The 21308-nt window shown below is 65.9% G+C and carries 28 protein-coding genes; 9 read left to right on the top strand and 19 right to left on the bottom strand.

Translation table 11 applies throughout. The features are described 5' to 3' along the window. The 5 genes from BMW87_RS04685 to BMW87_RS04705 all read right to left on the bottom strand — a co-directional run bounded on the left by BMW87_RS04685 (position 1) and on the right by BMW87_RS04705 (position 4121). Positions 1–645, bottom strand: coding sequence for an FMN-binding negative transcriptional regulator (locus BMW87_RS04685; protein ID WP_093074539.1), 645 nt, complete (start codon positions 643–645; stop codon positions 1–3). Between the two features lie 43 nt (positions 646–688). Beyond that, on the bottom strand, positions 689–1387 hold the full coding sequence (locus tag BMW87_RS04690) for an ankyrin repeat domain-containing protein (protein ID WP_093074541.1): 699 nt from the start codon (positions 1385–1387) through the stop codon (positions 689–691). Further along, on the bottom strand, positions 1387–1887 hold the full coding sequence (locus tag BMW87_RS04695; protein ID WP_093054817.1) for a GlcG/HbpS family heme-binding protein: 501 nt from the start codon (positions 1885–1887) through the stop codon (positions 1387–1389). Before BMW87_RS04695 ends, BMW87_RS04690 begins: the two co-directional genes overlap by 1 nt. Before the next feature lie 117 nt (positions 1888–2004). Next, positions 2005–2643 (bottom strand): response regulator transcription factor, encoded by a 639-nt coding sequence (locus BMW87_RS04700; RefSeq protein WP_093074543.1) that lies wholly within the window; start codon positions 2641–2643, stop codon positions 2005–2007. Then, positions 2640–4121 carry a sensor histidine kinase gene (locus tag BMW87_RS04705; protein WP_093074544.1) on the bottom strand — a complete coding sequence of 494 codons (1482 nt, stop codon included), beginning with the start codon at positions 4119–4121 and terminating at the stop codon, positions 2640–2642. Before BMW87_RS04705 ends, BMW87_RS04700 begins: the two co-directional genes overlap by 4 nt. A 62-nt stretch (positions 4122–4183) precedes the next feature. Between BMW87_RS04705 and BMW87_RS04710 the strand changes: the two genes are divergently transcribed. Continuing rightward, positions 4184–5248, top strand: coding sequence for a DUF72 domain-containing protein (locus BMW87_RS04710; protein WP_093074546.1), 1065 nt, complete (start codon positions 4184–4186; stop codon positions 5246–5248). On the opposite strand, the gene BMW87_RS04715 is transcribed toward BMW87_RS04710, so the two are convergent. The 5 genes from BMW87_RS04715 to BMW87_RS04735 all read right to left on the bottom strand — a co-directional run bounded on the left by BMW87_RS04715 (position 5245) and on the right by BMW87_RS04735 (position 8916). After that, on the bottom strand, positions 5245–5739 hold the full coding sequence (locus BMW87_RS04715) for a RidA family protein (RefSeq protein WP_093074548.1): 495 nt from the start codon (positions 5737–5739) through the stop codon (positions 5245–5247). The genes BMW87_RS04710 and BMW87_RS04715 overlap by 4 nt on opposite strands. Positions 5740–5825: 86 nt before the next feature. Next, positions 5826–6146, bottom strand: a complete 321-nt coding sequence (locus tag BMW87_RS04720; protein ID WP_093074550.1) for a non-heme iron oxygenase ferredoxin subunit — start codon at positions 6144–6146, stop codon at positions 5826–5828. A gap of 8 nt (positions 6147–6154) precedes the next feature. Continuing rightward, entirely contained in the window at positions 6155–6637 is a 483-nt protein-coding gene (locus BMW87_RS04725; RefSeq protein WP_093054805.1) for an aromatic-ring-hydroxylating dioxygenase subunit beta, read from the bottom strand. Continuing rightward, on the bottom strand, positions 6634–7890 hold the full coding sequence (locus BMW87_RS04730) for an aromatic ring-hydroxylating dioxygenase subunit alpha (RefSeq protein WP_093074552.1): 1257 nt from the start codon (positions 7888–7890) through the stop codon (positions 6634–6636). The genes BMW87_RS04725 and BMW87_RS04730 overlap by 4 nt, the downstream gene beginning before the upstream one ends. A gap of 36 nt (positions 7891–7926) precedes the next feature. Beyond that, positions 7927–8916 carry a 2Fe-2S iron-sulfur cluster-binding protein gene (locus tag BMW87_RS04735; RefSeq protein ID WP_093074554.1) on the bottom strand — a complete coding sequence of 330 codons (990 nt, stop codon included), beginning with the start codon at positions 8914–8916 and terminating at the stop codon, positions 7927–7929. Positions 8917–9043: 127 nt separating this feature from the next. On the opposite strand from BMW87_RS04735, the gene BMW87_RS04740 reads away from it, so the two are divergent. Then, positions 9044–9958, top strand: coding sequence for a LysR family transcriptional regulator (locus BMW87_RS04740; RefSeq protein ID WP_093074556.1), 915 nt, complete (start codon positions 9044–9046; stop codon positions 9956–9958). A gap of 33 nt (positions 9959–9991) precedes the next feature. Here the strand turns inward: BMW87_RS04740 and BMW87_RS04745 are convergent, their stop codons facing one another. Beyond that, complete coding sequence (locus BMW87_RS04745) at positions 9992–10495, bottom strand: 2'-5' RNA ligase family protein (RefSeq protein WP_256216663.1); 504 nt, start codon at positions 10493–10495, stop codon at positions 9992–9994. Positions 10496–10626: 131 nt separating this feature from the next. Then, positions 10627–10779, bottom strand: coding sequence for a hypothetical protein (locus BMW87_RS35035; RefSeq protein ID WP_177192722.1), 153 nt, complete (start codon positions 10777–10779; stop codon positions 10627–10629). 1 nt (position 10780) lies between these two features. Between BMW87_RS35035 and BMW87_RS04750 the strand changes: the two genes are divergently transcribed. Further along, complete coding sequence (locus BMW87_RS04750) at positions 10781–11389, top strand: porin family protein (RefSeq protein WP_176928782.1); 609 nt, start codon at positions 10781–10783, stop codon at positions 11387–11389. 58 nt (positions 11390–11447) lie between these two features. Here the strand turns inward: BMW87_RS04750 and BMW87_RS04755 are convergent, their stop codons facing one another. Further along, a complete protein-coding gene (locus tag BMW87_RS04755; protein ID WP_093075231.1) occupies positions 11448–12311 on the bottom strand; it encodes an SDR family NAD(P)-dependent oxidoreductase in 864 nt (287 codons plus the stop codon). 56 nt (positions 12312–12367) lie between these two features. Here BMW87_RS04755 and BMW87_RS04760 point away from each other — a divergent pair, with 56 nt between their 5' ends. Continuing rightward, positions 12368–13432, top strand: a complete 1065-nt coding sequence (locus BMW87_RS04760; protein ID WP_093074562.1) for an AraC family transcriptional regulator — start codon at positions 12368–12370, stop codon at positions 13430–13432. Positions 13433–13499: 67 nt separating this feature from the next. Here BMW87_RS04760 and guaA read toward each other — a convergent pair whose 3' ends face one another. The 4 genes from guaA to guaB form a co-directional block, all read right to left on the bottom strand. Next, a complete protein-coding gene (gene guaA / locus BMW87_RS04765) occupies positions 13500–15119 on the bottom strand; it encodes a glutamine-hydrolyzing GMP synthase (protein WP_093074564.1) in 1620 nt (539 codons plus the stop codon). 11 nt (positions 15120–15130) lie between these two features. After that, positions 15131–15550 carry a type II toxin-antitoxin system VapC family toxin gene (locus BMW87_RS04770; RefSeq protein WP_093054789.1) on the bottom strand — a complete coding sequence of 140 codons (420 nt, stop codon included), beginning with the start codon at positions 15548–15550 and terminating at the stop codon, positions 15131–15133. Between the two features lie 11 nt (positions 15551–15561). Then, positions 15562–15810 (bottom strand): type II toxin-antitoxin system Phd/YefM family antitoxin, encoded by a 249-nt coding sequence (locus BMW87_RS04775; RefSeq protein WP_093074566.1) that lies wholly within the window; start codon positions 15808–15810, stop codon positions 15562–15564. A gap of 165 nt (positions 15811–15975) precedes the next feature. Further along, positions 15976–17445: an IMP dehydrogenase gene (guaB, locus tag BMW87_RS04780; protein WP_093054786.1), complete on the bottom strand. Its 1470-nt coding sequence runs from the start codon at positions 17443–17445 to the stop codon at positions 15976–15978. Positions 17446–17573: 128 nt separating this feature from the next. Between guaB and BMW87_RS04785 the strand changes: the two genes are divergently transcribed. Then, entirely contained in the window at positions 17574–18104 is a 531-nt protein-coding gene (locus BMW87_RS04785) for a DUF4124 domain-containing protein (RefSeq protein ID WP_093074568.1), read from the top strand. Between the two features lie 15 nt (positions 18105–18119). On the opposite strand, the gene BMW87_RS04790 is transcribed toward BMW87_RS04785, so the two are convergent. Next, the gene (locus BMW87_RS04790) at positions 18120–18458 is read right to left on the bottom strand and encodes an RnfH family protein (RefSeq protein WP_093074570.1); all 339 of its coding nucleotides are present in this window, start codon (positions 18456–18458) and stop codon (positions 18120–18122) included. Next, positions 18458–18904, bottom strand: coding sequence for a type II toxin-antitoxin system RatA family toxin (locus BMW87_RS04795; protein ID WP_093054780.1), 447 nt, complete (start codon positions 18902–18904; stop codon positions 18458–18460). The genes BMW87_RS04790 and BMW87_RS04795 overlap by 1 nt, the downstream gene beginning before the upstream one ends. Positions 18905–18967: 63 nt before the next feature. On the opposite strand from BMW87_RS04795, the gene smpB reads away from it, so the two are divergent. The 4 genes from smpB (at position 18968) to BMW87_RS04815 (ending at position 21278) form a co-directional block, all read left to right on the top strand. Next, positions 18968–19444, top strand: coding sequence for an SsrA-binding protein SmpB (gene smpB, locus BMW87_RS04800; protein WP_007832247.1), 477 nt, complete (start codon positions 18968–18970; stop codon positions 19442–19444). Positions 19445–19543: 99 nt separating this feature from the next. After that, positions 19544–19912, top strand: coding sequence for a COG4315 family predicted lipoprotein (locus BMW87_RS04805; RefSeq protein ID WP_093054778.1), 369 nt, complete (start codon positions 19544–19546; stop codon positions 19910–19912). Positions 19913–19930: 18 nt separating this feature from the next. After that, a complete protein-coding gene (locus BMW87_RS04810) occupies positions 19931–20446 on the top strand; it encodes an RNA polymerase sigma factor (protein WP_093074572.1) in 516 nt (171 codons plus the stop codon). A 13-nt stretch (positions 20447–20459) separates the two neighbouring features. Beyond that, on the top strand, positions 20460–21278 hold the full coding sequence (locus tag BMW87_RS04815; RefSeq protein ID WP_093074574.1) for an anti-sigma factor family protein: 819 nt from the start codon (positions 20460–20462) through the stop codon (positions 21276–21278). Positions 21279–21308: the final 30 nt, after the last annotated feature.

Below are 21308 nucleotides of genomic sequence, written 5' to 3' on the forward strand. Positions count from 1 at the left end.
TCAGCGTCCTTCCGCCACGGTTGCCGCGGCGTTCATGCCGAGGCGATCCATCCACACGGCAAGCGCCTGCTCGTCCGGCGTGCCTGCGCTGTAGACCGCATGCATTGCCGCATGCGACTCGCGGCGATGCTGGTTGAGCTTGATCTTGCATTGCAGCGCCGTCACGCGCAACTCGAAGCCGACGATGCCGGCCAGCATCTTGAGCTGGAATTCCTCGCCCAGGTCGCGCCACTGCTGCGCGTAGGCGGGCTCGTGCTCGCCGATGAGCTTCTTGAGCAGTGTGTCCTTGTCGGACGGCTCCTCGATCAGCCGGGCCTCGACCGTGCAGTGCACGGCCAGGTAGTTCCACGTCGGAACGCGGGCCAAGTCGGGATAGACCGAGGGCGAAAGGTACGAGTGCGGACCGAGAAAGGTCACTGCCGCCTTGGACCGCGCCTGCAGATAACGCCAATGCGGATTGGGCTTGGCGCAATGGCCCCACAGCACAAGCTCATCGCCCTCTCGCTGCTCGGCCACCAGTGGCAGGTGCGTGACGTACGGCAGTCCGTCGTCGTCGTTCGAGATCAGACTCGCGAACGGGTGCGAGCGCATCAGTTCCAGCGCGATGGCCGGGTCCTTGGCATTGAACTGCGGGGGCATGTACATGGGGCGGTTTCCTCGTGGAGAAACGCCATTGTCCCCGAGCCGCCTATCTTGCGCGCGGAGCTTCCAGCAGTTTCACCATGGCGATGTAGCCACGCGCCTTCGCCAGCTGCAGCGGCGTGTTGCCCTGGCGGTCGGTCAGCTTGAGATTGGCGCCAGCCTCGACCAGCGCGGCCAGCGTGCGCTGGTGGCGTGGGCCGCCGTCGCCGAGCACGATGGATTCGATCACTGCCGTCCAGTGCAGGTTGTTGACATGGTCGAGCGGCGCGCCGGCGGCAATCAACTTGCGCACCACCTCGTCATGCCCGAGGTGTGCCGCCGCGATCAGCGCCGTGCCGTCGTAGCGGCTCGTTGTCTGCCCGGGCTTGGCACCGAGCGAAAGCAGCAGCGAGAGCGTCGCGGCATCGTCGGCCACGGAGGCGATGGTGACCGCGTCGTAGCGGTCGTCTTCGAGCAGGTCGAGGTTGGCGCCGGCCTTGGCCAGCAGCTTGATCGCCTCGCGCTGCCGAGCATGCGTGGCGACATGCAGCGGCGTGCGACCGCGCGTGTCGCGCGCATCGAGATTGGCGCCCGAGGCGATCAGCGCCTTCAGCTTTGGCAGGTCGCCATGCCACGCAGCCTGGTGCAGCCCTTCGTAGGCCAGCACCTCGGCCGCCAGCGGCGGCACCTGGGCGAGCGCGCCTACCGTCACGCCCAACCCGAGCGCAGCCGCCAGCACCCCCGACCAGATACCGCGCGCCACCATCAGAGCAGACCTTTGACCTTCTCGAGCGCCGCGTTGGCGCACTGCTCATCGAGGTGGCCGCCGGGCGCGCCGCCCACGCCAACCGCGCCGATCACTTCATTGCCCGACTTGATCGGCACACCGCCACCCAGCACCAGGAAGCCCGGCAGGTACACCAGGTTGGCGGCGGCCGGGTTCTTCTGTGCGCCTTCCATCATGGCCTGCGTCGGGCTCTTGGCCGAAGCCGAAGTCCAGGCCTTGCGCTCGCTCGATGCCAGCGTGTGCGGGCCGGCGTTGTCGGCGCGCTGCACGGCACGCACGGTCCCGGCGCGGTCGACCACGGTGGCCGCCACGTTGTAGCCGTTGGCAGCGCAGGCCGCCACGGCTTCGGCCGCGATCTGGTTGGCCAGCACGAGCGACATGTTCTTTTCGGTGCGCACCGCAGGTGCGGGCGTCTGGGCCTGGGCGACGGAAGCGGCGAGCAGAACGGCGAGGCCGCCGAGGCGAAGGATGGATTGCATTGTTCGTTTTCTCCAGTGAAACGGGTGGTTGCGCCGGCTGTTGCCGACAGCTGCGCCACTGTAGAAAACATGCGCCGCCGCAGCCATTCGTACGGCTACGCCCGGCACTCCGTAGAACTACGGAGCGCTGTCCACCAGCACGGCATAGCGCCGGATCAGCTGCGCGAGCGAATCGCAGTCGAGCTTGGCGAACAGGTTGGCGCGGTGCGTCTCGACCGTGCGCGGCGACAGCGCCAGCGTGCGCGCGATCTCCTTGTTGGTGAGCCCCTGCACGATGAAGGCCAGCACCTCGCGCTCGCGCTCCGACAGTTGCGCCACCCGCTCGCGCGCCGCGTTGTCGGCCTGCGAGCGTTGGCGCGAGCGCACGTGCTGCCGCACCGCCTGCTGCAGCGCCTCAAGCAGTTGCTCGTCGTCCACCGGTTTTTCGAGGAACTCCGCTGCCCCGGCCTTGAAGGCGCGGCGGCACATCTCGACCGTGCCGTGGCCCGTCAGCATGATCACGGGCTGGTCGACACCCTGCGCCACCAGCCGGTCGAGCACCGTAAGACCGCTGATACCGGGCATGCGCACGTCGAGCACGATGGCGCCCACGCTTGCGCGATCAAAGCCGTCGATGAAGACCTGCGGGTCGGCCCAGGCCTGCACGCGCAGGCCGACCGTGCCGATCAGCAGCGACAGGCTGTCACGCACCGCCTGGTCGTCGTCGATCAGGTGGACCAGCGGGGATTGCGGCTGATGGGTGCTCGGTATGTTCATTGAGACGGCGCAACAAGCGGAAGCAGCAAGGTGAAGCGCGCACCGCGCGGCGAGGCATTGGCCGCGCTCAGGCTGCCGCCCATGCCGCTGGCCAGCGTTTCGCTGAGGCTCAGGCCGAGGCCCAGCCCGCCTTCGCGTGTGCTGAAGAAAGGTTCGAAGAGGCGCGGCAGGGCTTCGGGGGCGATGCCGCGTCCGTTGTCGGTCACGGTCAGCACGCCCTCCTGCCCATTGCGGCCGACGGATACGACGAGGCGCCGCTCGGCCGCCGGCACGAGGTCGAGCGCCTGCAGCGCGTTCATCAGCAGGTTGTGCACGATCTGTTCGAGCGCCACCGCCTCGGCCTGTACGCGCACCGGCGCCTGCGCAGTGGCATCGAACTGCGCGGTGATCGCGTGTTTGGTGAACTCCGGCACCAGCAGGTGCATGGCGCTGCGCACTACCTCCTGCAGCACCAGCGGCTTCGCTTCTTCGCCACCCGCCTCAGGCCGCTCGATGACGCGGCGAAGGCGCCCCACCACACCGGCCGCGCGGCGTGCCTGCTCCACGGCCTGCCCCATCGCGTCGCGTGCCGTGGCCAGGTCGGGAGGGTCGTCGTCGAGCAGGCGGCGCGCAGCCTGCGCGTTGGCCAGCACAGCCGTGAGCGGCTGGTTGAGTTCGTGCGCCAGGCCGGCCGACAACTCGCCCAGCGCATTGAGCCGCGCGACCTGCCCGAGCCGCAGCAGTTCTTCGGCCCGCCGCCGCGCAACCCGCTGGCGCTGCGCGGCCCACAGGCCCGCCAGCAACACCGCAATCGCCACGGCCCAGCCGGCGATGCCACGCCACGGCAGTTCTCCCCAGCCCACCTGCCGCTCGGCAACGAGGTCGAACGGCTGGCTCGGCGACGCCAGTGGCTTTGTCAGGTCGAAGCGCCAGCCATTCGCGGCCGGCACGCCCGGTTGCAGCACCAGTTGCTGGCCGTCGCGCTGCAGGCTCAGCCGCACGGGGCTGCGCTGCGGGTTCATAGGCCAGTCGCGCCACGGCACGGAGCCGGCCAGGTCGATGTCGAGTGCATAGCTGAACGGTGTGGCGCCGATCACCAGCACGTAGCGGCCGTGGGCCAGGTCGAGAATCGCCAACTCTGCGCGCTGCTGGCTGCGCGAGCGCGCCTCCGCCGCGGCCAGTGCGCTGGCCTGCGCGCTGTCTGCCCAGGGCTCATCACGGTCGCGCCGCTGCACGCGCAGGATCGACGAGTACACGGACGGCAGCCGCTGCTCCGGATGGTCCGCGCCGGTGCTCGGCTCCAGCAGCGCAAGCGTGGCCAGCACCGCGTCGTACTGCACCATCTGCTGGCTCATGAGCCGGTGCGCGATGCGCACGTCAGTCTCGAAGTCCTGATGCATCTGCGCCAGCTCTGCGCGCGCGATCCACACCGCGCCCACGGCGGTGAGCGCCAGCCATGCCAGCCACCAACCACCCTGCGTACGCAACCACTGTTTCATGGCGCGGATTGTGCCCGGCGCGGCAGGCGCCTTCGATGTTGGCCCAGAATGCGGGTCCAGACATGGCTGAAGTACAGGACTCCCTTTTCCCCGAACTGCCGCGCCCTCAAGAGGCGGCTGCGGCCCCCGCCCCCGAGCCACCCGCGAAAAAGAAATCGCGCACCGGCACGGTCGAGCCCGCGCCCACCGACCCGGAGCTGGTCGAGCTCGCCGCAGCACTGCCGCCCAAGCTGCGGCTAGGCACCTCGTCGTGGAGCTATCCGGGTTGGGCCAACCTGGTGTGGGACGGCGAATACGCCGAGACCGTGCTGTCGAAAAACGGCCTCTCCGCACTGGCGAAGCACCCGTTGTTCCGCACCGTGAGCCTGGACCGCAACTTCTACCGCGCCCTCACAGCCAGCCAGTACGCACGCTACGCGGCCATGGTGCCCGACGACTTCCGCTTCGTGGTGAAAGCGCCGAGCCTTGTCACCGATGCCACCGTGCGCGATGAAAGCGGACGCGGCATGCAGGCCAACCCCGTCTTCCTCAGCAGCGAGATCGCGCGGCAGGAATTCGTGCTGCCCGCGCTCGAAGGCCTGGGCCATCGCATCGGCGTGCTGGTGTTCCAGCTGAGCCCGATTCCCGGGCACATCCTCGCCGACCAGCCCGCGCTGCTCGCGCGCATCGCGGCAATGCTCGAATCGCTGCCCGACCTCACATCGGTCGCGCCCGACGCGGTAGTAGCCGTCGAGGTGCGCGACCCGCAACTGCTGAACCCCGCCTTTGCCGAAATGCTGCGCAGCGTGCGCGCCACCTTCTGCATGGGCCTGCACGCCAAGATGCCCCCCATCGAAGAGCAATTGCCCATGCTGCGCGCGCTGTGGCCCGGCCCGCTGGTGTGCCGCTGGAACCTGCACCGACGCCACGGCCGCTTCGGCTACGAAGATGCGGAAAAGCTCTACGGCCCGTTCGACAAGATCGTCGACCCCGATCCCGAGACGCGCGAGGCACTGGCCAAAGTGATTGCGGGCACCACCCGTGCAGGCCAGAACGCCTTCGTCACCGTGAGCAACAACGCCGAAGGCTGCGCACCGCTGACCATCGCACAGCTGGCGCGCGACCTCACCGGCCTGACGTCGCGTTAGCCGATGTTCTGCTTGGCAGCGACCGTCATCTCGACCTCGACGGTCGCATTCTTCGGCAGCGCATAGACACCGACCGCCGTGCGCACATGCACGCCGGCATCGCCAAACACGCGGTGCAGCAGGTCGGATGCGGCATCGGCCACCTCGCTCTGCTGGGTGAAGTCGGCTGTGCACTGCACGAATACGCCGACGCGCAAGACCTTCTCTACCGCATCGAGAGAACCGAGCGCACGCCGCAGCAGCGCGAGGCTGCGCAGTGTGCTGATCTGCGCGCCTTCACGGGCCTTGTCGAGCGACACCGCGTCACCGACGCGGCCGGTAACCACCACCGTGGTGCCCACGCGCGGCACCTGGCCGCTGAGGTAGATCGTGCGGCCGTCGCGCACCAGCGGCACGTAGTGGCCGCCGGCGATGATTTCGCCGTCGAAGCTGTGGCCGAGCTCGGCGGCAATCTGGTCGGCGATCTGGTCCCGGGTCTTTTCTGCTGTCATGGCTGTTCCGTGAAGGGGAGCGTCATTGTCGCCAGCCCTTTCGCGGCAGAACAGATACAGACGGTGCGGACAAGAGGCAGAACAGATCAGCCCTCGAACGCGAGAAACACCCGCCCGCCTTCGATCTTCACCGGGTAGCTGCGCAGGTCTTCCGTGAGCGGCGCGCACATCGCCTTGCCCGTGCGCACGTCGAAGCGCCCCTGGTGCAGTGGGCATTCGATCTCGTGGCCTTCGAGAAAGCCGTCGCACAGCCGCGCGTGGCCGTGCGTGCAGATGTTGTCGGTGGCGTGAATGCCGTCCTCGGTGCCGTAGAGGGCGATGTCCCTCCCCTGCACCTCGATACCCACCACGTCGTCGGAGGGAACGTCGTCGACTGCCGCGGCGTCGACCCAGGTCATCGTGCTCATGGTTGCTTTCAGATGGGGTAGATGATGGAGTTCGGGATCATTTCGCTGTCGAACACGCACAGGCGCGTGGCGAACTTCAGGCCCTCGGGCGTGGGCACCACGGTGTCGAGGTAGCGCCCCACGTTGAACACGGTCGAGGCCTGGTCGAGCTTGGTGCGGAACACCGCGTAGTTGGCCTCGCTGTGAATCGTGCCGTTGTCATCGACCTTGTGCACCAGCGGCAGTCCGACGACGTGGCGCTGGTAGTACGGGTCGTGGAACAGCGTCTCCTTGATGCCGTAGACCCGGTCTTCCAGCATGCCCCGGCTCTCGAAGGAGAGCGTGGCCAGCGGCAGGTTGCGCTCGTGGTTCTCGCGCGGCTGCAGGCGGTAGCTGCATTGCTCGATGAAGAACGCGGGCCACAGGTCCCAGTTGCCGGAATCGACGGCATGCGCGTAGGCCGCGTAGAGCCGCGACAGATCGAGATAAGTGTTGGCGTCGAGGTTCGTCATGCTTCCATCACCTCGCGCCAGTAGCGATACATGCCGCGGATCAGCGTCTCGGTCACCATATGGTCAGTGTTCTCGACCTCGCGTCCGCCGAGCTCGGCCAGCGTGCGGTGGAAGGGCTTCTGCTCGAAGCCCTCCTGCGAGAACTCGATCACCTCGCCGTCGTCGGCCGAGACGAAGCCGGCTGGCCCGAACAGATTGGCCTGGCGCAGGCGTCGCTGCGTCATCTCCTCGGTGTCGTCCGCGAAGCCGAAGTGCGTCCAGACGAAATCGAAGGCGTCGTGCCCCACCGGCTGGATATGCCGCGTCGACACGCTGTTGACCTGCTGCTGCAGGATCAGGCTCGGAAACAGCGTCATCATCACCGCGGTCGGCCCGCCCCACCAGGGCTCGGGCACGATGTCGAGAAAGCGCGGATCTTTCAGCTGCATGCTCTCCTTGAAGCTCGACACCTGCGTGACCTGCGCAGCCTTGCCGGCGTTGCCGCGCGTGGAAATCATGGCGGCGTGGCGGCCGCGAGCGTCCATCTTCAGCTCCGACTTGTTGTCTGCGCGCCAGAGCCCGAAAGTGACGAACCAGGTGTGCAGCAGGCCCGGGTGATACGGGTCCTTGATGTTCTCCTGCATGAGCTTCCAGTTGCCCGGAATGCGCTGGCGGTTGTAGCCGAGGATGGTGAGCTTGCGCCCATCGAACAGGCGGTCGAAGTAATGAAGGATGTCGGGGCCGAGGAAGTCTTCGAACGACTCGATTTCATGGTCGAACGACGCGAACACCACGCCGCCGCGCGAGGCCACCTTGAGCTTGGTGAGGCCGTGCTCCTCGGTCTTGAAGTCGGCCGGCATGCCGCCGTTGACCTTGCCGTCCTGCTTCACGCCGCGGCGAAACGGCACGCCCTGAAGGTCGCCCTTGAGCGTGTAGTTCCACTGGTGGTAGGGGCAGACGAACTCTTTTCGGTTACCCTGGCGCTCGCGGCAGAACTGCATGCCGCGGTGAGCGCAGACGTTCTCGAAGACGTGGATGGCACCCTCCTCGTCGCGCGACATGACGACCGAGCGCTCGCCGATGGTGGTGCGCTTGAAGTCGCCCGGGTTCGGGATCTCGGCTTCCAGGCCGACGTAGCACCAGTGCTTTTCGTAGAAGAAGCGCTGCAGCTCCTTCTTGTGCAGTGCCTCGTCGGTATAGGCCATGAAGGGAATGCGGCTGCTCTTTTCGCTTTCCCATTTCAGCTCGATGGGGAACACGGCTTGCGTGGTCATCGCGGGTCTCCTTTTCTTTTTTCGTGGGTCTTTGCTTCAGGTGCCTTGCAGGTAGAAGGCATCGGCATGGGTTTGCTCGGGGGCAAGGCCGCGTCCGCGCACCAGTTGCGTCACGGCTTCGACCATCGGCGGCGAGCCGCAGAGGTAGGCGCGCCAGCCATCGAGGCTGCCGGGCCAGTCGGCGCGGATGGCATCGGTAATGAGGCCGACGCGCTGGCCGTCGCGCGAGGGGCCGGTGACGACGATCACGTGGACGTTCAGGCCAGGGTGCTGCGCCTGCAGCTCGCGCAGTTCACCCAGGCCGTAGACGTCGGCATCGGAGCGCACGCCCAGGTAGAGGTGAATGGCCTGCTTGAGCCCCGCCGCGATGGCGCCCCGCACGATCGACAGGATGGGCGCCAGCCCCGTGCCACCCGCTGCGCAGAGCATCGGCCCTCGATGCTTCGTGCGCAGGTAGGCCGTTCCCAACGGCCCGCTCACGCGCACAGAATCGCCTACGCACAGTTGCTCGAAGATGTGCGCCGTGACTCGCCCGCCGGGCACCCTGCGCACGTGGAATTCAAGCTCCGAGTCGTGGCTCAGCCCCGCCATCGAATACGGCCGCGCCAGGTCGGGCGCGAATTGCAGCTGCGCATACTGGCCTGGAGAAAACTCCAACGGCTTGTTCGGCTTCAGGCGCAGGCGCCGGATGTCATGCGTGAGCACGTCGATGCCCGTGACAGTGGCCTTGAGGATGCGCGCCGGGTGTACCACCACTTCGTCGGGCTCCGGGATCTCGATGGCGCAGCTTTCGGTCAGCGTGCTCTGGCAGGCCAGCACGTAGCGCTCGCCTTGCCCGTCGGGCCGGATCGCGTCCTGGCCAGCGTCGAGCACCTGGCCCGAAACCACCTTGCAGCGGCAGGTGCCGCAGCGCCCCGACATGCAGCTGTACGACACCGGCACATGGTGCTCGCGCAGCACTTCGAGCAGGTTCGCGCCGGGGCGAACTTCGAGGGTACGGGCAAGGGGGTGAATATGCAGGTCCATCGTGGGGTTCTCTTGCGCCGGCGTCATGGCCGGCTTGTCTCTGGGGCCGGATGATGCGCGGCCGCTGCCAATTGACCAATAGAATTTGGTGAATCCTCTGCATCACCACGATGAATAAAGGTGCGCCATGCAACTCAAGGACATCGACCTCAACCTGCTGCTGGTGTTCGACCGCATGCTGGCCGAGAAACGCGTGTCGGCCGTGGCCGAGTCACTCGGGCTCTCGCAGCCGGCCATCAGCAATGCGCTGGCGCGGCTGCGCAAGCTGCTGGGCGACGAGCTGTTCCTGCGCACTGCGCGCGGCATGGAGCCCACGCCCTTCGCGCTGCAGCTGGCCGAACCGGTGGCCTACGCGATGGGCGCGCTGCACACGGCGCTCAACCAGCAGGTGGTGTTCGACCCCGCCACGAGCACGCGCGGCTTCACGCTCGCGATGACCGACATCGGCGAGATCTACTTCACGCCACGGCTGATGGAGGCGCTGTCCGCGGCAGCGCCCGGCGTGACCATCAGCACGGTGCGCAACAACACCGCGACCAGCCTGCGCGATGAGCTGGAAGCCGGCCACGTCGACATCGCCATCGGCCTGCTGCCGCAGCTGAAAGCCGGCGTGTTCCAGCGCCGGCTGTTCCTGCAGCGCTATGTGTGCATCTTTTCAAAGGAGCATCCGCTCGCACGCAAGCGCAGCGTGTCGCTCAAGGACTTCAGCGCGGCCGACCACGTGCAGGTGCAGGCGGCCGGCACGGGCCATGGCAAGGCCGACGACGTGATGGCGGCTCAGGGCATTCACCGGCGTATCAAGCTCAAGGTGCCGCACTTCGTGGCCATCGGCCACATCCTGCGCTCCAGCGACATGATCGCGACCGTGCCCGAGCGGCTCGCGCAGAGCATCGCCGAGCCTTTCGGGCTGGTGTGGCGCCCTCACCCGGTGGCACTGCCGCAGATTGCGATCAATCTGTTCTGGCACGCGAAGGCGCACCGCGACCCGGGCAACCAATGGCTGCGCGGGCTGCTGTTCGACAACTTCGCGGACGGCGATTGATCGCGACTGGCAGGGAGACGCGGCACGCTCGCCTCAGGCGACCGCAGTGTTGTCAGGCCACCGCCCCAGCACCTCGTGCACGCCCTCGCCGACGTGACTGTCGATCAGAACGAGTGAACCTGCGGTCCACCGGACTGGCGCTTCGAGCGCGTGCTTCTCGAGCTTGCGCCGCGCGTAGGCGACGGTCATGTGCGGCGTGAATGAGCGCGAGGGTTTCAGGCCGGCATCGGCCAGTGCCTCGCCCAGACGCTGCCTGAAAGCCCGCAGGGCTGAGACGCTCTCCTCATCGTCGGCGCACAGCACCAGCGCGCCTTTCGCGTAGCTCATGGATTTCTCGAAAACGACATCGAATACCGGCACAGGCACCGAGGCAGCAGCGTTCGAAGCCTGCGCCACCTTGTCGGCCGGCACCTGCGCGTAGTCGCCGAGATCGAACAGCGTGACATGCAGGCGATGCGCCTCGACCAGCGTTCCCTTCAGGGCGTGTTGCGAATTCATGCGCTCGCCGAGCGCGGCGATCATCGCGGCGTCTTGCATGTCGGGGAGCAGTGCGAAAAAGAGTGCGTGCGGCAGTGGTTCCTTGCGGAGCACCTTGCTTCGTGGACGCGGCAGGGGCCGCGGCGGGGGATCGATTCCGGGAAGAAAAAGCTGTTCTGGCATTGCTCCGATCATCGCGCATCGAGAGTGCGCTTCATGAGCCCTTCAGCAAGCACAAAGCTCTTCTTCAGATTGGAATTTGAGAATCGTCGCACGCCGGTGACCGGGTTAAACAGCCGGTCACGCGTCGCACAAATCTCAACAGCTCCAACCAGGAATTTCATCTTGAAGCATTCGCTTGCCTGCTCTGCCCTCGCCGCACTTTTGCTCGGCACCACTGCCATCGGCGCGCACGCCGCCGCTCCGAACGCAGATACCGGACTCTATGTAGGCGGCGCCATCGGCCGCTCGAGCTACAGCCTGCCGTCGTCCAACCGCGTGCCCGTGCCGTGGGGCGGCGAGAAGAGCAGCAAGGCCGGCACGGCCTACAAGCTCTACGGCGGCTACAGGCTGACGGAAAACTTCGGTGTGGAAGCCGGCTATGCGCGCCTCGGCCGCGTAAGCCAGTGGAGCTCGGGCGGCGCCTACTCCCGCCTGCAAAGCGGCACGGGCCAGGTCTTCTACGCAGCCGCCACCGCGCGCCTGCCGCTGGGCGATTCCTTCGCCATCAACGGCCGCCTCGGTGTTTCGCGTGGACGCATTTCCGGCGACAACAACTGGGTGCCGGTCAACCAGCGCATCTCGGGCAGTTCGACCGGCGTGATGGCGGGCTTCGGCGCGGAGTACCGCGTGACGCAGAACCTTGCCATCACCGCGGACTACGACTACTTCGGCAAGCTGTCGAAGCAGGCCAAGGGCGGCATGCTGACGGTGGGTCTGAAGGCGAGTTTCTGAGCAAGAAGAGTGGCGCGCCGCCAACCCGAGAAGTCATCCTGCGGGAGGACTCGCTCGGTTACTCGGAAGGGAAAGCGGGCAGTGGCCCCTCGGAAGCAATATCCGTCCATGCGCTTACAGCCTTCCAGCGCTCGGCAGCGGCATTTCTCGCCGCGTCAGCTCCAAGTGCTCCTTGGAATGCGTCCGAGCCGAGGAGGATGTGAGGCGGCAGACGATCGGCTCCAGCGACACCGACTACAACCTGCGCGACCTTTTCAGGATCGCTTGGTTCATTGCCCCAATATGCTTCCAGTTGCCGGACGGTTTCCCCAACCGAGGCTTCATAGTCCGGCAACATGGCAGGCACGCTTCCAAACGCTCGCTTACCCCAATTCGTGCGCATGCCGCCTGGTTCGAGTGCGGTCACTTTGACTCCAAACGATGCGGACTCAAGAGCGACGGTTTCGGCAAAGCCGCCTACCGCCCACTTGGCAGCAACGTAAGCAGCATTGCCGGCCAAGGCCGACCTCCCACCGACGGACGAGATCTGGATGATGTGACCACTCCTCTGTTGGCGCATCACAGGAAGGGCAGCCCGCGTGAGGTTCACGACACCAAAGAAATTGGTTTCCACAACACGGCGAAAGTCGCCCGATGAAACCTCTTCAAATGGCCGCGTTTCACCAAATCCCGCATTGTTTACGAGAACATCAAGGCGCCCAAAAGCAGAGATGGCAGCGTCTACCGCTGCGACGCCCTCTCGCTCATCGGTAACGTCGAGACGGACCGGGATGACGCGGGAACCATAAGACTTGACCAAGTCATCCAACTGGCTCACATCACGCGCAGTCGCGACGACGCGGTGGCCCGCCTCCAGCGCTTTAGCTGTGATTGCCCGGCCCAAGCCGGAGCCGCTACCCGTAACAAGCCATACCTTAGACATATTCGATCTCGTATCCATCAGTTTGTGATGGGGTCTGACTCTATGCATGGCTGCAGGTGGTCGGTAGCCTGATCCTTCCCGATCATTGCCTGATCGTCTTGCCGGGCGCGGATTTCTTGTCCGAGCAGCAGCCCGCTGGGCACAATGACTCCATGGTTCTGATAAATGACGCCCAGCTTCAGCTGGCTCGGCCCGATGAAGATTCGGAGGGCGTGTGGCTGCGCGCGCGCCTTCGCTCACATCTATTGGCGCGCTTGCCTAAAGCTGGCGACCACGTATCCGCGTTGCCCGGCCTGACTCTGTATCGCCGCGATGGCCCCACCGAACCCGCCTCGATGCTTTACGAGTCCAGCGTCGGCTTCGTCGTTCAGGGCCGCAAGCGTGTCGTCCTGGGCTCGGATGCCTATGAATATGACGCGGCCAAATTTGTCCTGACGGCGGTGGATCTACCCACGATCTCGCATGTGCTGGAGGCCAACCCCAGCCGCCCCTGCCTGTCCATGATGTTGAAGCTGGACTTTGCCTTGGTGCAGGCGATCGGAGGGGAGATCGACCTGCAAGGCATCGCCGCGACGAGCAACGCCGAATCCGGCATGACTTTCGGGCACATGACCACGGAACTGCTTGACGCTTTCGTGCGACTTTCCGCGCTTGCTGACAAACCGCAGGACATCGCGATCATGGCGCCGCTGGTGCTGCGCGAAATTACATATCGCCTGCTCATGGGGCCGTCGGGCGGTCATCTTCGTCGCATTGCCAGACAAGATCCCCGGCGCGACAAGATCCTGACTGCAATCGCTTGGCTACGCGAGCATTACGCTGAAGCGATCCGCATCGAGGATCTGGCGGAAATAGCGGCAATGGGTGTTTCGACTCTGCACCATCACTTCAGCGCCATCACGCACATGAGTCCGCTGCAATATCAAAAGCACATTCGGCTCCATGAAGCACGACGTCTGCTGTTGACCGAGGGGCTGGACGCGACCTCCGCCGCGTATCGTGTCGGCTATGAAAGCGTGACCCAGTTCAGTCGCGAGTACAGGCGGCTGTTCGGCAATCCGCCCATTCGCGACATCGCACTGCTACGCGGCGACTTGGATGAACAGCCCGGCAATCCCTGAACGATTTCGGAGTCAGTGGCGGCGATTGCCGGCGTCCCGGAGAGCCCGCTGCCACTGCTCGATTTCGTCACTCCCACTCGATCGTCGCCGGCGGCTTGCTCGAAACGTCGTACGTCACGCGATTGATGCCCCGCACTTCATTGATGATGCGGCCCGACACCTTCTTGAGCAGCGCATAAGGCAGCTCGGCCCAGTCGGCCGTCATGAAGTCGCTGGTCTGCACGGCGCGCAGTGCCACCACGTAGTCGTAGGTGCGGCCGTCGCCCATCACGCCCACGCTCTTCACGGGCAGGAACACGGTAAAGGCCTGGCTCGTGAGGTCGTACCAGGTCTTGCCCGTTTCGGCGTCGGTGAAGTTGCGCAGCTCCTCGATGAAGATCGCGTCGGCGCGGCGCAGCAGGTCGGCGTATTCCTTCTTCACTTCACCGAGGATGCGCACGCCCAGGCCCGGGCCGGGGAACGGATGGCGATACACCATCTCGGGCGGCAGGCCGAGTGCCACGCCGAGTTCGCGCACTTCGTCCTTGAACAGGTCGCGCAGCGGTTCGAGCAGCTTCAGGCCAAGCTGCTCGGGCAGGCCGCCCACGTTGTGGTGGCTCTTGATGGTGACGGCCTTCTTGCTCTTGGCGCCGCCAGACTCGATGACGTCGGGATAGATAGTGCCCTGCGCCAGGAAGGTCGCACCCTTGTGGCCACCGTCGCCCGCCTTGAGCTTGGCGGCCTCCTGCTTGAACACGGTGACGAACTCGCCGCCGATGATCTTGCGCTTGGCTTCAGGGTCGCTCACGCCTGCGAGCTTGCCGAGGAACAGGTCGCTGGCGTCGACGCGGATCACCTTCGCGTGCAGCTTGCCTTCGAACATCTCCATGACCATGTCGCCCTCGTTCAGGCGCAGCAGGCCGTGGTCGACGAACACGCAGGTCAACTGGTCGCCGATGGCGCGGTGGATGAGCGCGGCTGCCACGCTCGAATCCACGCCGCCCGAAAGGCCGAGGATCACTTCCTCGTCGCCCACCTGCTCGCGGATTTTCTCGACGGCTTCGGCGATGTGGTCGCGCATGACCCAGTCGGGCTTGGCGTCGCAGATGCCGAGCACGAAGCGCTCGATGATCGCCTTGCCCTGCACGGTGTGCGTCACTTCGGGGTGGAACTGTAGCGCGTAGTAGCGGCGCGCCTCGTCGGCCATGCCGGCGATGGGGCAGCTGTCGGTGCTTGCCATGAGCTTGAAGCCCGGTGGCAGTTCGGTGACCTTGTCGCCGTGGCTCATCCACACGTTGAGCATGCCGTGGCCTTCAGGCGTGGTGAAGTCGGCAATGTCCTTCAGCAGCGCGGTGTGGCCATGGGCGCGTACGGCCGCGAAGCCGAACTCGCGCTTGTGGCCGCCCTCGACCTTGCCGCCGAGCTGGTGCGCCATGGTCTGCATGCCGTAGCAGATGCCGAGCACGGGCACGCCGAGGTCGAACACGGCCTGCGGTGCCTTGTCGGTGGTCTCTTCGTACACGCTGGCGTGGCTGCCGGAAAGGATCACGCCCTTGAGGTGGCCGTCGGCGGCGTATTGGCGCACCCATTCATCGGTAACGTCGCAGGGGTGCACTTCGCTCAGCACGTGCGCCTCGCGCACGCGGCGTGCGATGAGCTGCGTGACTTGCGAGCCGAAGTCGAGGATGAGGATCTTGTCGTGTTGCATGGCGAAAGGACTCAGAGCGTTGAAATGTCGAACAGCTTGACGCCCGCTTGCGGCGCCGCCTGGATGAGGTGCTCGTCGAAGGTGGCGAGCGGGAGATTGAGCGACTTGGCGAGCCAGAGGTAGCCCGCGTCGTAGAGAGAGACGCCGGCATCGATGGCGACCGCGAGCACAGCCTTGTGCTGGGCCGGCGCGAGTTCATGCAGCTCGACGCGATGGCGGATGGCGTCGAGCACGCTCCACAGCCCTTCGACCGCGGACGCCGGAATGCGGCCGCTGCGTACGCCATTGGCAAGAATGTTGGCGCATTCCCACTGCCAGGCGTTGGGCGCCTGCGGCTCGACCTCGTCGCGGCGGATGGCGGCGTAGAGCTTGCGGGTGTGTTCGCTGGCCATGTCGGGCAGCAGCCAGGCGGCGGTGACGGAGGCGTCCATGACGAAGGCTGTCACGATTGGCGCCCTTCGTCGAGCAGGGCGCGCAATGGCAGGCCGGGTTGGATGGTGGCGTGCAGCGCGTCGATCTGGCCGAGTTCGCGCTCGATCTGCTCGTCGGTGATGACCGGCTTGCGGCGCACCGGCAGCATGCGCACGACTTCCTTGCCGTGGCGGGTGATGCGAACCTCCTCGCCCTTTTCGACCAGGTCGATCAGGGCCGAGAAGTTGTTCTTGGCTTCAGCGATGCCGATGGATTGCATTTGGGCCAGAAAATTTGAATCTGGCCCAAATTCTAAACCCATTCTGGCCTGACTTTCAAGGTCTGGCCAGAATGGGCTTCAGGCCGGCGCCGGGCCGTCCCAAGGCGGCCTGCGGCCCCCTCGGGGGACAGCGACCCACACGCAGGGGGGAGCGTGGGGGCCAGACTACTCAGCGCGGTAGTTCGGCGCTTCCTTCGTGATCTGCACGTCGTGGACGTGGCTCTCACGGATGCCGGCCGTGGTGATCTCGACGAACTCGGCCTTGTTCTGCATGTCCTCGATGGTCGCGCAGCCGCAGTAGCCCATGCTGGCGCGCACGCCGCCAGCCATCTGGTAGACGATGGAGACGATCGAGCCCTTGTAGGGGACGCGGCCTTCGATGCCTTCGGGCACCAGCTTGTCGGTGTTGGGGTTACCGGTGGTCGATTCCTGGAAGTACCGGTCGGCACTGCCCTGCTGCATCGCGCCGATGGAGCCCATGCCGCGGTAGCTCTTGTAGCTGCGGCCCTGGTACAGAACGATTTCGCCCGGTGCCTCTTCGGTGCCGGCGAACATGCTGCCCATCATGACGGTGCTTGCGCCGGCCGCGATGGCCTTGGCGATGTCGCCCGAGTAGCGCACACCGCCATCGGAAATCAGCGGAATGCCCGTGCCCTGCAGCGCGGTGGCGACGCTGTCGACCGCCATGATCTGCGGCACGCCCACGCCGGCCACGATGCGGGTGGTGCAGATGGAGCCCGGGCCGATGCCGACCTTGACCGCGTCGGCGCCGGCGTCGGCCAGCGCGCGCGCGGCGTCGCCGGTGGCGATGTTGCCGCCGATGACTTCGACCTGCGGGTAGTTTTTCTTGACCCAGCGCACGCGCTCGATCACGCCAAAGCTATGGCCGTGGGCGGTGTCGACCACGATGGCGTCGACGCCGGCCTTCACCAGGGCTTCGACGCGCTCTTCGGTACCGTCGCCCACGCCGACCGCAGCGCCCACTCGCAGGCGGCCGTTGGCGTCGCGTGCTGCATTGGGGAAGCTGGTCTGCTTGGTGATGTCCTTGACGGTGATGAGGCCCTTGAGCTCCCAGTCGCCGTTGATGACGAGCAGCCGCTCGAGCTTGTACTTGTTGAGCAATGCCTTGGCTTCGGCCAGCGTGGTGCCGTCGGGCACGGTGATGAGCTTCTCGCGCTGGGTCATGATTTCGCTGACCGGCACGTCATAGCGATTCTCGAAGCGCAGGTCGCGCCCCGTCACGATGCCAACGACCTTGCCGCCGTCAACCACCGGGAAGCCCGAGATGCCGAGCTGGTCTGACAGCGCCATCACCTGGCGCACCGAGTGCGTCGGGGTGATCACCACCGGGTCGCGCAGAACGCCCGACTCGTAGCGCTTCACGCGGGCCACTTCGGCGGCCTGCTGTTGCGCGGTGAGGTTCTTGTGCACGATCCCGATGCCGCCCTCTTGCGCGATGGCGATCGCAAGGCGGGCTTCGGTCACGGTGTCCATGGCCGCCGAGACGAGCGGCAGGTTCAGCGTGATGTTGCGGGAGAGTTTGGTGGCGAGGGAGGTGTCCTTGGGCAGGACCTGGGAGAACGCTGGCACCAACAACACGTCGTCGAAGGTGAGCGCTTTGCCGAGAAGGCGCATGGGTGAAGCTCCAAAAGACGGATTGTAACGAGGCGCCCGACCTGTTCGCCGGCCCGGGCTTTTCATGGGCGTTGCAAAACTACCTAAGCGGGATGTTGCAAAAAGTAAGGCCCGGCTAAACTTCGGGGATGAAATTCGTGCACTGGCTGGTACTGGGATGTGTCGTTGCGCTGCCGCTTTCGGCAAGCGCGCAATGGCAATGGCTCGACAAGAACGGCAAGAAGGTCTTCAGCGATCAGGCGCCACCGCCCGATGTGCCCGAGAAGAACATCCTGCGCCGCGTGGGCCCGCCGCCAGCGGCGCGCTCCACTGCGAACCCCAACGTCGATGCGCCGCCCGCTGAAGGTACGCCGGCCGAGGCAACTGCACCGGCCAAGACGGCGGGCACGCCGAAGCCGACTGGTGTCGACAAGGAACTCGAGGAAAAGACCAAGAAGGCCGAGGCCGAAGCAAAGGCCAAGGAAGCCGCAGAAGCCGCCAAGGTCGCAAAGGCCAAGGCCGACAACTGCGCTCTCGCACGCCAGGGCAAGGCCACCGTCGACAGCGGCATGCGCATTGCCAAGGTCAATTCGCAGGGCGAGCGCGAGATCATGGACGACGCCGCGCGCGCCGCCGAGCAGAAGCGCCTTCAGACGGTCATCAACAGCGACTGCAAGTAGCCCGGCAGCTCGAGCTCAGTAGCCGGCCTTGCCGCCCTTGCGGCGATTCGCGAACAGGCCGGTTCCCTTCGAGCCCTGGCGCTGGAAGCGCTCCCGGCGCGCCACCTTGGGGTCCACTGCGAGAGGGCGGCACAGCTCGATGCGGTCGCCGTCCTTCAGGGCCTGGCCCCACTCGACCACCCTGCCCCAGATGCCCGGCGTCATCGCATGACGCCAATCCAGGTCCGGAAAACGCAGCGAAAGATCGCTGGCCCGCACCGCATCGGCCAGTGTCGTCTCGGGCAAGAGCTGCAGCACCTGCTCGAACACCTCGCGTGCCGCGGGCGAGCAGCTCAGCGTGACCTCGATGGTCATCAGGGTGCGCCGTAGACCTGCTCGGCGCGCTTGACGAAGGCTTCGACAAGACTGGAGGCGATGGTGTCGAACACCGGTCCGACCAGCGCCTGCAGCGCGAAATTGCTGAAGCCGTAGCTCATGTGCAGCTCGACGCGGCAGGCGCGCTCGCCCTGCTCGCCCACAGGCACGAACTTCCACTTGCCGTCGAGGTTGGAGAACGGCCCATCGACCAGCTTCAGCTGCACCTCGCGCCCCGGAACATGGGTGTTGCGGGTGGTAAAGCTCTGGTGCAAACCGGCAAAGGCCAAGCCGACCTCGGCCGTCATGCCGGCCTCGTCCTGCTCGATGATGCGGGCCTTGTCGCACCAGGGAAGAAACTGCGGATACCTCGCCACATCGGTGACGAGCGCATACATCTCTTCGGCGCTGTACCAGATGAGGACGGACTTGTTGACTGTTTTCATAGAATCGACACAGCGTGCGCGACGGATTGTATTGAAGCCATGCAGCCCCCACATTCCCGAGTCATGGCCACAAAGAAACAAGATACCTCCTCCCGCATCGCCGACAACAAGAAGGCCGCGTACAACTATTTCTTCGAAGAACGCTTCGAGGCCGGCATGGTCCTCGAAGGCTGGGAAGTCAAATCGCTGCGCGAAGGCAAAGTGCAGCTCACCGACGGCTACGTGGTGATCCGCAATGGCGAACTGTTCGTCGTGGGTTGCCAGATCAACCCGCTCAAGAGCGCATCCACCCACGTCAACCCCGATTCGGTCCGTACCAAGAAGCTGCTGCTGAAGAAGGACGAAATCCGTCGCCTGATCGGCAAAGTCGAGCAAAAGGGCTACACGCTGGTGCCGCTCAACCTGCACTGGAAGGCCGGCAAGGTGAAGTGCGAGATCGCGCTCGCCAAGGGCAAGGCCGAGCACGACAAGCGCGACACCATCAAGGACCGCGAAGGCAAGCGCGAAGTCGAGCGCGCAATGAAGAACCGCAGTCGCTGAATCTTTTTTGCGGGCAATGGAATAAAAGACGGGCTGCGGGCGTTTGTGCGGTTGTCACCGGACCACCGGTGTCGCCACACACAACCCAGGAGTCTTTCCATGTCGCCTTTTCGCGCATCTTCCGCCGTATTGCTGAGCGCCGTTCTCGCGCTCCCCGCCTTCGCCCAGCCCAAGCCCGCCGACGGCGCGCTGGTCGGTGCGAACGGCATGACGCTCTACACCTTCGACAAGGACACGGCCGGCAACGGCAAGTCGGTCTGCAATGGCGGCTGCGCCACCAACTGGCCACCTTTCATGGCCGCCGACAGCGACAAGCCGAGCGGCGACTTCACCATCGTCACCCGCGACGACGGCAAGAAGCAATGGGCCGCCAAGGGCTGGCCGCTGTACTACTGGGCCAAGGACACCAAGCCGGGCGACAAGACCGGTGACGGCGTCAACGGCACCTGGAAAACCGCCAAGCCCTGACCGATCGATCCACGCTCCATGGACGCCCGCCTGCTGGTCGAGCACATCCCGAGCCTGCGCCGCTATGCGCGGGCACTCACGGGCAATGCGTGGGCGGCCGACGACCTGGTGCAGGACACGCTGGAGCGCGCCTGCAGCAAATGGCGTCTGTGGGTGGTGGGCAGCGACCTGCGCGCGTGGCTCTTCACCGTCATGCACAACATCTTCGCGAGCCAGGTGCGCCGCACGCCACCACCCCATGCCGTGGTGCCGCTCGACGACCTGCCGCACGAACTGCAGGGCGGCGTCGATCCTGGTCGCGACCAGGGCACCAGCCTCGACCTGCAGCGCTGCCTGATGCAGTTGCCGGACGAACAGCGCGCCGTGCTGCTGCTGGTGACGCTCGAAGACCTGTCGTATGCCGAAGTGGCCAAGGTGCTCGGCATCCCGGCCGGCACGGTGATGTCGCGCCTGTCGCGCGCCCGCGTCCGGCTGCAGGAACTGATGGACGGCGCATCGGCGCCCGTTCGCCCCGGCCTGCGCCGCCTCAAATGAAACCCGCCGCACCATGAGCCGCCCCGCCCCGCCCCCTACCGACGACGAGCTGCACGCCTGGGTCGATGGCCAGTTGGCCGCCGATCGTCATGGCGCGGTCGAGGAAGCCATTGCCAGCGATCCCGCCGTGGCCGCCAAGGTCGCTGCCTGGCACACGCAGCGCGATGCCTTGCGCCGGCTGCATGGCGAACTGCTCGACGAACCGATTCCCGCTGCCCTGATGGGCGCACTCGATCGGCATCTGCCGCGAACGGCACGGCACGTCTCCTGGCTTCGCTGGGGCGGCATGGCGGCAGGTCTGCTGATCGCCTTCGCTGCCGGCTGGCTCGGGAATGCCCAATGGTCCGCGCCGCGCGGCGGCACGCAACTGGCCAAGGTGCCGGCGGTGCGCGAATTCGTGCACGACGCCTCGGTCGCGCACGCCGTCTACGCACCCGAGAAAAGACACCCCGTCGAAGTGGCTGCCTCCGAGCAGCAGCACCTGGTCCAGTGGCTCTCCAGGCGCCTCGACAGGCCGCTGAAGGTGCCCGACCTCTCCACCCAGGGCTACACCCTGGTCGGCGGCCGCCTGCTGCCCGGGGAAACCGGCGCGCGCGCCCAGTTCATGTTCGAAGATGCGGCCGGCGAGCGCGTGACGCTCTACATCGGCACGCTGGACGCCAATGCCGCCGGAGCCACCGCCGCACGCGAAACCGCCTTCCGCTTCGCCTCCGAAGGCCCCGTGCCCAGCTTCTACTGGGTCGACCAGGGCTTCGGCTATGCCCTCGCCGGCAAGCTGCCGCGAGAAGTTCTGCTCAAACTTGCGACGCTGGCCTACCGCGATTTGTCGTAACGACCGCATAAACTGCCGGTCGCGCAATCA

It is taken from the genome of Variovorax sp. OV084 (genome assembly GCF_900111625.1).
In the GTDB taxonomy this organism is placed as follows: Bacteria; Pseudomonadota; Gammaproteobacteria; order Burkholderiales; family Burkholderiaceae_C; genus Variovorax.